Source organism: Kitasatospora sp. MAA19, from assembly GCF_029894125.1.
Lineage (GTDB): Bacteria > Actinomycetota > Actinomycetes > Streptomycetales > Streptomycetaceae > Kitasatospora.
The window spans coordinates 95214-106366 of record NZ_JARXYZ010000015.1 but is presented as its reverse complement, the minus strand read 5'-3'; the positions used below and the strand labels follow the sequence as shown (position 1 = coordinate 106366).

9 protein-coding genes are annotated in these 11153 nt (G+C 74.5%); 7 read left to right on the top strand and 2 right to left on the bottom strand.

Annotated elements, in window-relative coordinates:
* Positions 1 to 105: 105 nt before the first annotated feature.
* The 5 genes from P3T27_RS23075 to P3T27_RS23055 all read left to right on the top strand — a co-directional run bounded on the left by P3T27_RS23075 (position 106) and on the right by P3T27_RS23055 (position 5601).
* Entirely contained in the window at positions 106 to 1761 is a 1656-nt protein-coding gene (locus tag P3T27_RS23075; RefSeq protein ID WP_280681597.1) for a histidine kinase, read from the top strand.
* A 78-nt stretch (positions 1762 to 1839) separates the two neighbouring features.
* Positions 1840 to 2508 carry a response regulator transcription factor gene (locus tag P3T27_RS23070; protein WP_280681417.1) on the top strand — a complete coding sequence of 223 codons (669 nt, stop codon included), beginning with the start codon at positions 1840 to 1842 and terminating at the stop codon, positions 2506 to 2508.
* 551 nt (positions 2509 to 3059) lie between these two features.
* Positions 3060 to 3842 carry a transglycosylase family protein gene (locus P3T27_RS23065; RefSeq protein WP_280681415.1) on the top strand — a complete coding sequence of 261 codons (783 nt, stop codon included), beginning with the start codon at positions 3060 to 3062 and terminating at the stop codon, positions 3840 to 3842.
* A 273-nt stretch (positions 3843 to 4115) separates the two neighbouring features.
* Positions 4116 to 4865, top strand: coding sequence for an SDR family oxidoreductase (locus P3T27_RS23060; protein ID WP_280681595.1), 750 nt, complete (start codon positions 4116 to 4118; stop codon positions 4863 to 4865).
* Positions 4866 to 5001: 136 nt separating this feature from the next.
* Entirely contained in the window at positions 5002 to 5601 is a 600-nt protein-coding gene (locus tag P3T27_RS23055; protein ID WP_280681413.1) for a TIGR03086 family metal-binding protein, read from the top strand.
* Between the two features lie 52 nt (positions 5602 to 5653).
* Here the strand turns inward: P3T27_RS23055 and P3T27_RS23050 are convergent, their stop codons facing one another.
* Entirely contained in the window at positions 5654 to 6118 is a 465-nt protein-coding gene (locus P3T27_RS23050; protein ID WP_280681411.1) for a 2Fe-2S iron-sulfur cluster-binding protein, read from the bottom strand.
* Between the two features lie 28 nt (positions 6119 to 6146).
* The gene (locus P3T27_RS23045; RefSeq protein WP_280681409.1) at positions 6147 to 8573 is read right to left on the bottom strand and encodes a molybdopterin cofactor-binding domain-containing protein; all 2427 of its coding nucleotides are present in this window, start codon (positions 8571 to 8573) and stop codon (positions 6147 to 6149) included.
* A 329-nt stretch (positions 8574 to 8902) separates the two neighbouring features.
* On the opposite strand from P3T27_RS23045, the gene P3T27_RS23040 reads away from it, so the two are divergent.
* Both P3T27_RS23040 and P3T27_RS23035 read left to right on the top strand, forming a co-directional pair.
* Positions 8903 to 10210, top strand: a complete 1308-nt coding sequence (locus P3T27_RS23040) for an MFS transporter (protein ID WP_280681407.1) — start codon at positions 8903 to 8905, stop codon at positions 10208 to 10210.
* A gap of 196 nt (positions 10211 to 10406) precedes the next feature.
* Entirely contained in the window at positions 10407 to 11141 is a 735-nt protein-coding gene (locus P3T27_RS23035; RefSeq protein WP_280681404.1) for a Mut7-C RNAse domain-containing protein, read from the top strand.
* Positions 11142 to 11153 lie beyond the last annotated feature (12 nt).

Below are 11153 nucleotides of genomic sequence, written 5' to 3'. Positions count from 1 at the left end.
AGGGCCGGGCCCGGCCCGGCAGCGGCGACTTTCGTCGGGGGCGGCGGCGACGAACGGTGGCGGCGGCCGGATCGAGCGGCCCGCTAGCCTCGACGGGTGGATGCGATGGCACGGGCCTGGAAGAAGGCGGTACGGACGGCGTTCCCGGGGCCCTGGCCGCCCCGGCGGGTGGTGGGCCAGAGCGCGCTCGCACTGCTGATGGGCGGGGTCGCGGCCCTGCTGGAGGCGGCCGCCGGCTCCGGCCTGGCGGTGCCGGTCGGGTTCGGGGCGGCACTGCTGTGGGTGCTGCGTCCGGCGTTCCCGGCCCCCGTGCTGATGCTCGCCGCGGCCGCGACCGGCGACTCGCTCGGGACGTTGCCGCTGCTGGTCTGCGCGGGCTGGACGGTCGGGGCCAGGATGCGCCGGGTCGGCGCGCTGGTCGGCACCTTCGCGGTGAGCTGGGTGCTGTTCACCGTGACCGGGGTGCTGAAGGACGCCGGCTCGGCCTCGCCCAAGCTGATCTTCGGGCTCTCGCTCGGCGCCTTCCTGCTGGTCGCGGTGCTGCCCGCGCTCTGGGGCCGCTACCGGGCGCAGCGCCGCGCCCTGCTGGACGCGCTGCGCGAGCGCAACGACCAGTTGCTGCGCGAGCGCGTCATGGTGGTGCACCAGGCGCGGCTGCGCGAGCGGCACCGGATCGCCCAGGACATGCACGACAGCCTCGGCCACCAGCTCGCGCTGATCTCCGTGCACTCCGGCGCGCTGGAGGTGGACCGTACGCTCAGCGACCGGCAGCGGGAGGCGGTCGGGGTGCTGCGGCAGGCGGCGGTCGCGGCGATGCGGGAGCTGCGCGAGGTGGTCGGCGTGCTGCACGACGAGTCGACGGCGGTGCCGCCGGCGACGGGTGCGGCGCCGGTGCGGGGCGGGGTGGACGGGATCGAGGGGCTGGTGGAGTCCTCGCGGGCGGCCGGGGCGGAGGTCACCTTCTCCCGGGAGGGCGAGCGGCGCCCGCTGGCCGCAGCGGTCGACCACGCGGCGTACCGGGTCGTGCAGGAGGCGCTCACCAACGCGCACAAGCACTCCCTCGGCGCACCGATCGCCGTCGCGCTCCGGTACGAACCGGACGCGCTGGTGGTGGAGGTCGTCAATCCGTGCGCGCCGGAGCTCGTGGGCGCGCGCGTCGGCGCGGGACCGGCGGTCAGCGGCGGCCAGGGGCTGACCGGTCTGCGCGAGCGGGCCCGGCTGGTCGGCGGCATGGTGCACGCCGGTCCGACGCCCGAGCAGGGCTTCCGGCTGGCCGGCGTGCTGCCGTACGAGGGGGCGGAGGGCGCGGGCGACGGCGGCGCGGGGGCCGGGATCGCCGGGGTCGACGACTGGGTGCTGGACGGCCTGCCGCCGGTGGACGGGGAGCGCGACGGGCGGCGCAGCCCGGCGATCGGCTGCGCGGTCGGGGTGGGGGTGGTCGGGCTGACCGTGCTGGGGCTGCTGATCTGGGGCGTGCTGGCCTTCGTCCAAGGCACCGACGACGCGACGGTGCAGAAGCCGGTGTACGACGAGATGCAGATCGGTACGCCGGAGGCCGATGTGCTGCGCCGGCTGCCCCCGGGAAGCGACTTCTTCACCGAGGGCTACCGGGGCACCGGGCCGACGCCGCCGGAGGGCGCGGACTGCCGCTGGTACCTGTCCAGCGACCTCAGCGAGACCTGGGGCCAGGACAACGTCGTGCGGTTCTGCTTCAAGGACGGGGTGCTGGCGGACAAGGAGCACTACCTCACGAAGTCCTGACCGGGTGGAACGCCCCGTTCGGCCGGGATGTGAGGATGGTGCTCCTGCCGCAGCACCGTTCGAGGGGAATGACCAGCCGTGATCCGAGTCCTCGTCGCCGACGACGAGCCGCTCATCCGGGCCGGGATCAGGATGATCCTGGGCTCCGCCACCGACATCGAGGTGGTCGCCGAGGCCGCCGACGGCCGGGAGGCGTTGGAGCTGGCGCGGGCGCACCGGGTGGACGTGGTGCTGCTGGACATCCAGATGCCGGTGATGGACGGGCTGACGGCGCTCGGGGAGCTGCCGAAGGTCGCGCCCGGCGCGCGGGCGCTAATTCTCACCACCTTCGGGGAGCGCGAGAACGTCCTGCGCGCCGTGACCGAGGGCGGCGCCGGATTCCTGCTCAAGGACACCGCGCCGCACGAGTTGATCCAGGCGGTGCGTGCGGCGGCCGGTGGGAACGCCTTCCTCTCCCCGGCCGCCACCCGGCACATCGTCGACTCGCTGGCCTCCGGGCGCAGCGGTTCGGTGGCCGCCCGCGGCGCGGCGGCCCGGCGCCGGCTGGAGGTGCTCACCGCCCGTGAGCTGGAGGTGTTGGCGCTGCTCGGCGAGGGTCTGTCCAACGCCGACGCGGGGGCGCGGATCCACATGAGCGAGGCGACGGTGAAGACCTACGTCAGCCGGATCCTGGCCAAGCTGGGCTGCGAGAACCGGGTGCAGGCGGCGCTGCTGGCGCGGGACGCGGAGCTCGGCGGCCGGGACTGAGCGTGTCGCTTCGATGACGGAGCGTCGCGGGTGTGGCGGATGCCACCCGGCGGCGGTGCGGAACGGGGAACTCCGGCTTCGGTGGTGACGGTGCGTCGTCACATGATTGCCGATTGTTGATGGTGTGCGCGACTTCACGGATGGACAGATGTGAGCGCGGGCACGGGAATTGACCATTTGATCTTGAAAATGTGGTCAAACCTGGTCGAACTGGACGCAGTTCCTTGATCGATACCGCCGGTAACAGTCAACTGACCTGCGGGGAGCAAGAATTGCTTGCTGCACCCCGGGGTGGCCCGTAGCTTCATTGGCGGTGCAACGAGCACCACCCGGGTTCACCCCGACGCACGGCCCGCCGACTGACCCCCGGCGCGAGGGCCGTGCCCGCCGACGCGACCGGCTCGAACAGGCCGTCGGCGAGCGGAGGTGGCCGGGGCGGCACGGCACGTCCGACACGTGTCCGGCCGCCCATCGAGTGAGGTGAGCGCGACGACCGGCCCGTAGTGGGCCTGGTTCCGCATGCCCGCCCGGGGCTTGTCGAGAGGACTTACATGACTTCCCGTCACGAGACCGCCGCTGCCACCGACACCACCGCCACCAAGCGCAACCGCGTGCGGATGGCGGTCGTCGCGGGCGCCGCCGTCGCGGCCCTGCCGGTGGCCGGCCTCGTCACGGCCACCCCGGCCTCCGCCGCGACCACCTCCGCCTGGGACTCCGTCGCCCAGTGCGAGAGCGGCGGCAACTGGAGCATCAGCACCGGCAACGGCTTCTACGGCGGACTGCAGTTCACCCCGTCCACCTGGGCCGCGTACGGCGGGACCGCCTACGCCTCCCAGGCCCACCAGGCGACCAAGGCGCAGCAGATCTCCGTCGCCGAGAAGGTCCTCACCTCGCAGGGCGCCGGCGCGTGGCCGGTCTGCTCGGCGAAGGCGGGCCTGAGCAAGGGCGGCGCCCCGGCCGCCGTCGACACCTCGGACGCCGCGCCGTCCAAGCCGGCCGCCAAGGCGGCGCCCAAGACCCAGGCGCCGAAGGCCCAGTCGTCCCAGACCCGGACGTCCCAGACCCGGACGTCGCAGGCCCAGGCGTCGCAGGCCCAGCAGGCGCCGAAGAGCAAGCAGGCGCCGAAGCCGCAGGAGGCGTCGAAGCCGCAGCAGTCGGCGCCGTCCTCGGAGAAGAACACCTCGCGCGGCGGCTACACCGTCAAGAGCGGCGACACGCTGAGCGGCATCGCGGCCAAGTTCGGCACCGACGCCGACAGCCTGTACGGCAAGAACGCCCGCACCATCGGCGGCGACCCGGACCTCATCTTCCCGGGCCAGACCCTGGCCCTCTGACGCCCCCTCGCCCCTGCGGCTCCTCGCCCCCTCGCACCCGCGCCGAGCGGTCGCCCCTCCCCGGGGCGGCCGCTCGGCGCGGCGCGTGAGCGGGCGTGAGGTGGTGCACGCGGGCGTTCGGGGTTGTAGTTGAAGATTGAACGCGACGTCTGAATACCGCCGGATCGTTCCGGCGTCGTCGTCGAGGATCGAGTCATGTCCGCGATCGGAACCAGGGGTTCTGATCGGAACGAGTCGGACCAGGTCCGAACGAGGAGTTCTGGAGATATGACGATGAACGGCGCGACGAAGCTCGACGGCAAGGTGGCCCTGGTGACCGGCGGCAGCCGGGGGATCGGGGCGGCGGTCGCGCTGCGGCTGGCCGAGGACGGTGCCGACGTCGCCCTGACCTACCAGGGCGGGGCCGAGCTGGCCGAGGAGGTCGCGGCGAAGATCACCGCGATGGGGCGGCGCGGGTGGGCCGTCCGCGCGGACAGCGCCGACCCGCAGGAGGTGCAGGCCGTGGTCACCGCGGTCGCGGAGCGGTTCGGGCGGCTGGACGTCCTGGTGAACAACGCGGGTGTCGGTGTGCTCGGCCTGATCGGCGAACTGCCGCTCGACGACGTCGACCGGGTGCTGGAGGTGAACGTCCGGGCGCCGTTCCTGTTCGCCCAGGCGGCCGCCGCGCACCTGGCGGACGGCGGGCGGATCGTCACCATCGGCAGCTGTATCGCCAAGCGGGTCGCCTTCCCCGGCGCCACCCTCTACGCGACCAGCAAGGCGGCGCTGATCGGCCTGACCAAGGCACTGGCCCGGGAGCTCGGCCCGCGCGGGATCACCGCGAACGTGCTCCACCCCGGCCCGATCGACACCGACATGAACCCGGCGGACGGCCCGGACGCCGGGTTCCAGAGCGGCCTGACCGCGCTCGGCCGCTTCGGCACGGGCGCGGACATCGCCGGCGCCGTCGCCTTCCTGGTGGGCGAGGACGGCCGGTACGTCACGGGCGCGGAGCTCGCGGTGGACGGCGGCTTCGCGGCCTGACGGTCCGCGGGACGGACACCGGCCCGGTGGTCGCACCACCGGGCCGGTGTCGCGGCGGGCGGTTGTCGGTGGGCGCGTTTACGATCGCCCGGTCCGACTCGTGTTCCCAGCCGTTCTGCCGACCGAGAGGTGTGCCATGACCGCAGCGGAAGACCCGATCGAGCTGCTCGCCCGGGCGCTGGCGCAGACCGCCGGGCTGATCGACGGCGTCGGCGTCGAGCTGGCCGGCCACCCGACGGCCTGCCGGTCCTGGGACGTCGGCGACCTGATCAGCCATCTGCTGTTCGACCTGCGGCAGTTCACCGTCCGGGCCGAGGGCGGGCAGCCGGACTGGTCGCAGCCCTTCGAGCGGGTGGAGGAGGACTGGTTGCACGCTTTCGAGGCCGGCGCCGAGGCGCTCGTCGGCGCCTGGCGGGAGGCCGGCGACCTCACCGGGACGCTGGAGATCCCCGGCGTCGGAGCCCTGCCGGCCCGCTTCCCGGTGGACCAGCAGATCGCCGAATTCGCCGTCCACGGCTGGGATCTGGCCCATGCCACCGACCAGTCCACGGACGGTCTGGACCACGAGGTGGCCCTCGTCGCCCTCGCCTGGGCCCGCGGTGCGCTCACACCCGAGTACCGCGGCGGCGAGGAGGACCACCACGCCTTCGGCCCCGAGGTCGCCGTGCCGGAGGACGCCTCGCCGTACGACCGGCTCGCCGGCTTCTTCGGCCGCGACCCGGAGGGCGCGCGGTAGTCGGGGTCGGTGACCGTCGGGTCGATCGGGACAGCCGCGTCGCGGCGCGCCGTCAGCCCGAGGCCTGCCGGGCCGCCGCCTGCTTGATGGCCTCGCGGATGCGTGGGTAGCTGCCGCAGCGGCAGATGTTCTGGATCTGGTCGATGTCGGCGTCCGTCGGGTTCGGGGTGCGGCGCAGCAGGGCGACGGCGGTCATGATCTGGCCGGGCTGGCAGAAGCCGCACTGGGCGACGTCGCAGCCGAGCCAGGCCTCCTGGACGGGGTGCAGGGTGTCGCCGTCGGCCAGGCCCTCGATGGTGGTGACGCGGTGGCCCTCGCAGTCCTTGACGGAGCGGGTGCAGGGCTGGAACTCCTCGCCGTCCAGGTGGCTGGTGCAGGCGCGGCAGACGCCCACCCCGCAGCCGTACTTGGGGCCGGTGACGCCGAGCTTGTCGCGCAGCACCCAGAGCAGCGGCATGTCGTCCGGGGCCTCGACGGTGACGGGCTGCCCGTTCAGGACGAAGGTGTGGGTGGGCATGGGGAGTTGGCGTTCCTTGGTCCGGGGGTCAGAAGTTGATGGGGAAGGAGCGCGGGCTGGTGCCGGTCGCGCGCGCGTAGGCGTTGGCGACCGCGGCGGAGGCCGCCGGGACGCCCAACTCGCCCGCCCCGCCGGGAGGTCCGCTCGGCGGCATGAGGTGGATCTCGACGACCGGCGGGGTGTGCCGCTGTCGGGCGTACCGGAAGTCGGCGTAACTTCCCTCGCGGACGGCGCCGTTGTCGATGTGGTTGCCCGCGTGCAGGATCACCGAGATGCCGTCGATCAGCGCGCCGGTCAACTGGGCTTCCAGGCCTGTGGGGTTGATGACCCGGCCGAGGTCGGCGGCGATCACGGCCTTGGTGACCCGGGGATCGGTCGGGTCGGTGGCGTCCAGCTCGACCAGGTAGGCGGCGCACCCGCTGTTCTCGTCGTGGTAGCCGATGCCCTGGGCCTGGCCGGGCGGCATCGGGCGGCCCCAGTTCCCGGCCTTGGCGACGGTGTCCAGGACGGCCCGGCCGGCGGCGCTGCGCAGTCGGGCGCGGCGGAAGGCGACGGCGTCCTGGCCCATCCGGCGGGCGAGTTCGTCCATCATGATCTCGTCGGAGACCCGGACGGCGCCGGAGTAGACCGACCGCCAGCTGCCGGTGTGCACGTCCAGCGGCACTTCGGCGAGCAGTTGGGTGGGGATGCCGACGTTGTACGGGTTCTTCTCGCTGAGCAGGAAGAAGGCCTGGGCGAGGCTGAGCCCGGCCAGCGAGAGGTTGAAGCCGGCGCCGGTGAGCATCTCACCGAGCCCGTGCCGGAAGTCGGTCTTGACGGTGGCGGCGCGGTGTTCGTAGCTGAGTACCTGGCCGAGCCCGTAGGTGGCCCGGATCCGGTGGTGGCTGGCCGGGCGCATCCGGCCGTGGCGCATGTCGTCGTTGCGCGTCCACATGAGCTTGACCGGCCGGCCGGCGGCCTTGGAGATCTGGGCGGCCTCCAGGGCGGCGTCGAAGAACAGCCGCCGGCCGAACGAGCCGCCGCCGCGCACGACATGGACGGTGACGGCGTCCTGTGGGAGGCCGAGTTCGGCGGCGATGGTCTGCTGGGCGATGATCGGGGTCTGTGAGGCGAACCACAGCTCGGCCCGGTTCGGCCGCACGTCGGCGACGGCCGTCAGCACCTCCATCGGCGCGTGGTTGACGAAGGCGAAGTCGAACTCGCCGTCCACGTACTGGGTGAGCAGCGGCGGGATGAGGAACGGCGCGTGGGCGGCGCGCAGTTGGGCGCGGATGTCGGAGGTGGACAGGTGGGCGACCGGCCCCGGGTTCCACGAGGTGCGCAGCGCGTCGCGGGCCTTGAGGGCCTGGTCGAAGGTCTCGGCGAGGACGGCGACGCCGCTGGGGATCTGTACCACGCCGAGCACACCGGGCATGGTGCGGGCGGCCGAGGCGTCCAGGCTCCGGAGGGTGCCGTTGATGGTGGTGGGGCGGGCGACCACGGTGGGGACGGCGCCCGGGATCGCGAGGTCCCCGGCGTACTTGGCGCGGCCGGTGACGATGTCGCGGGCGTCGATCCGGCCGGTGGGCCGGCCGACCAGGCGCAGCCGGTCGGCGCTCTTGGGGCTGCTGGACACGGCCGGGACGGCGATGGCGGCAGCGTCGGCGGCGAGGTCGCCGTAGCCGGCCCGGCGGCCGTCGGGGGCGAGGACGGCGGAGTCGGCGGTGCGCAGGGTGTCCGGGGGAACGTTCCAGCGCCGCGCGGCGGCGGTCACCAGCCGGGCGCGGGCGGCGGCGGCCGCGGCGCGCACCGGGTCGTAGAGCGAGCGCACCGAGTTGGAGGCGCCGGTCAGCTGGTTGAAGAGCAGTTCGGGGCGGCCGTCGGAGAGCGGGACGTCCACGTCGCCGAGCCGGGCGTCGAGTTCCTCGGCGACGAGCATCGCGATGGCGGTGGTGAGGCCCTGGCCGACCTCCAGCCGGGGCAGGTGCAGCACCGCGCGCCCGGCGGGGGTGAGTTCGAGCACCAGCAGGTGCGAGGTCGGCAGGCCGGCGACGATCAGCGCGTCGCCGAGGTCCAGGATGTCCGGGATGCCGGGAAGGCCGATCAACTGCGCGGGGGCGGCGGCGTCCTGGGCGGCCGCGGCGGTGCGGACGGCGGCCTGTGCGGTGGCGGGCGCGGCGGCGTCGAGGCCGAGCCGGGCGCCGACGGTGAGGGTCGGCGCGGCCAGGAGATAGGTGAGGAAGCGGCGGCGGGCCGCGCCGGCGGCGGCCGGTGCGGGTGCCTCGCACGGGCGGCCGGGGGCGTCCGGGCGGTCGGTGCCGCCCGGGCGGTCGGTGTCGTCCGAGCGGGCGAGGGGAGTACTGATGGGAGAAGCCCTTCGAGCCGAGGACGGAGCCGATGGCGACGGCGGACCGGACGGGCACGACGGGCACGACGGCGCCGGGCCCGGTGCCGGATCGCGAACGCCGTTGAGCATAGGAGGGCGTTACTGACCGGTCAATACGGTCAATGTTGGCCCTCCGGTGGGGTGGTCTCCGCTCGGCGGGGGCCGGGCGGAGTGGATTCGGAGCGGGTACGGACGGCGCGGCGACCGTGCGGGCGAGGCCCGTTTCGGGTCCGTGGATGGGGTGTTCGGCAACTGTCGCACGCGGGTTCAGCCCTCGCCCGCCGGTGCGGCGGGGGTGGGAAGTGGCCCAGGAAATTCCTTGATCACTGGATCTTTCGGCTGGGCCGGTTCCTTCCTAGGCTGGACCGCGAACGGTTGCGAGCACCCGGCCCGCGCGCCGCCCCCCAGCCAGGAGAGACGTGTCGACCAGCAGTGCCCCGGAGCCCCGACTCATCCCGCCCGCCGGACCCCAACGGACGCTTGCCGCAGCCCAGTTGGTGAGCGCCGTCGGGGATGGCGCCTACTACACCTGCTCCGCGCTCTACTTCACCCACGTCGTCGGCATGTCGGCGACCGCGCTCGGCCTCGGCCTCGCCGTCGCCTGGGCGCTCGGCTCATTGGCGGGCGTCCCGCTCGGCCACCTGGCCGACCGCCGCGGCCCGCGCCGTACGGCGGTGGCCCTAGCACTGGCCACGGCGGTGGTGGTCGCCGCCTTCCTGATGATCCGCTCCTACGCGCCGTTCCTGGTGGCGGTCTGCCTCTACGCGACGACGCAGTCCGGGCTCACCGCCGCCCGGCAGGCGCTGGTCGGCGCCCTGGTGCCGCCCGCCCGGCGCACCGCCCTGCTCGCCCACCTGCAGTCAACCCTGAACGGGGGCCTGGCCGTTGGCGCCGCCATCGGCGGCATCGCGCTCGCCGTCGGCACCCGGGCCGCGTTCCTCGGCGCCTTCGCCGTGACCGCCCTCGGCTTCCTGGCCGGCGCGCTGATCCTGCTGCGACTGCCCGAAGTCCCGCCCGCCCCGGCGCAGTCGGGCACCGGGCCGCGCCTCGCCGTCCTGCGGGACCGCCGGTACGCCGCCGTCGCGCTGGTCAACGCCGTGCTGCTGCTGCGGATGCCGCTGCTCAGCCTGGTCATCCCGCTCTGGATCGCCGACCGCGCGCCCGGGATCGGCTGGCTCGGCTCGGCCCTGTTCGTCCTCAACACCGTGGCCGTGCTGGTCTTCCAGGTCCGGGCGGCGCGCGGCGTCACCGGCCTGGCCTCGGCCGCGCGGGCGGTCCGCTCGGCCGGGGTGGTGCTGTTGGCCTCGTGCGCCGTGTTCGGCCTGTCGGCCCTGGACGTGCCGGTGTGGGCGGTCGCCGCACTGCTGGTGGCGGCCTCCGTCCTCCAGGTGATCGGGGAGATGCGGCAGTCGGCGGGCTCCTGGCAGATCAGCTTCGACCTCGCCCCACCCGAGCGGATCGGCCAGTACCAGGGCTTCTTCGGCACCGGCGTGGCCGTCGCCCGCACGCTCGGGCCGCTGCTGCTGACCACCCTGCTGCTGGACGGCGGGCTCGCGGGCTGGCTGGTCCTGGGCGGCCTCTTCCTGGCGGCCGGGCACGCGATGGGGCCGGTCGTCCGCTGGGCCGAGCGCGACCGCGGCCACCCGGCGCCGACCGCGCCCCCGCGACCCGGCGCAGCCGTCGGGACGTCCGCTGCCGTCGGGGTGGCGGCGACCGAGGCCCCATGAGCGACCGAGGTCCGATGAGCGACCGAGGCCCGAAGGGGGGTCCACCGCCGCCGCCCGGCCTGGCCTCGGCCGTCGCACGCGCCGACCGCAGCCGCTCCGGGCGCACGCGAGGCCGCTCCGGGCGCACGCGGGACCGCTCCGGGCGCCGATCGGAAAGCGGTGGCCCCGGGCCGCCGACCGCTGGCATGCTGGCCGCGTGGACCGACCCCAGATCTGGCTCGACTTCGCCCCCGAGCTGCACCTCTTCGTCTCCGGGCCCCGGCGGGCGGGCCGCTCGGCGCTGCGCACCGACGGCACCTCGACCCTCGGCCACGTGGTCGAGTCGCTGGGCGTCCCGCTCACCGAGGTCGGCAGCCTGCTGGTGGACGGCCGCCCGGTGCCCGACTCGTACGTCCCGGTGGACGAGGAGCACGTCACCGTCCGGGCCGTGGCCAGGCCGCAGCCGTCGCCCGTCCCGCCGCGCTTCCTGCTGGACGTCCACCTCGGCACCCTGACCCGCCGGCTGCGCCTGCTCGGCGTCGACGCGGCCTACGAGAACCCGGACATCGGCGACGCCGCGCTCGCCGCCCGCTCCGCCGCCGAACAGCGCGTCCTGCTCTCGCGCGACCGCGGACTGCTGCGCCGCCGCGAACTGTGGGCCGGCGCCTACGTCTACAGCCACCGCCCCGCCGAGCAGCTGCGCGACGTACTCTCCCGCTTCGCGCCCCCGCTCGCCCCGTGGAGCCGCTGCACCACCTGCAACGGCGTGCTGCGCGAGGCCGCCAAGACCTCGGTGCTCGAACAGCTCCGGGACGGCACCGAGCGCTCCTACGACGCCTTCGCCCAGTGCGTCGACTGCGGCCAGGCCTACTGGCGCGGCGCCCACCACGCCCGGCTGGACGCGATCGTCACCGAGGCCCTGCGCGACTTCGGCGCTCCCTCGGAAGGCTGACCCGGCAGGCCC

Bases quoted from the DNA above. Each gene is read 5' to 3' on its own strand.
- P3T27_RS23075 (WP_280681597.1), top strand. From the start codon at position 106: ATGGCACGGGCCTGGAAGAAGGCGGTACGGACGGCGTTCCCGGGGCCC.
- P3T27_RS23065 (WP_280681415.1), top strand. From the start codon at position 3,060: ATGACTTCCCGTCACGAGACCGCCGCTGCCACCGACACCACCGCCACC.
- P3T27_RS23060 (WP_280681595.1), top strand. From the start codon at position 4,116: ATGAACGGCGCGACGAAGCTCGACGGCAAGGTGGCCCTGGTGACCGGC.
- P3T27_RS23055 (WP_280681413.1), top strand. From the start codon at position 5,002: ATGACCGCAGCGGAAGACCCGATCGAGCTGCTCGCCCGGGCGCTGGCG.
- P3T27_RS23050 (WP_280681411.1), bottom strand. From the start codon at position 6,118: ATGCCCACCCACACCTTCGTCCTGAACGGGCAGCCCGTCACCGTCGAG.
- P3T27_RS23045 (WP_280681409.1), bottom strand. From the start codon at position 8,573: ATGCTCAACGGCGTTCGCGATCCGGCACCGGGCCCGGCGCCGTCGTGC.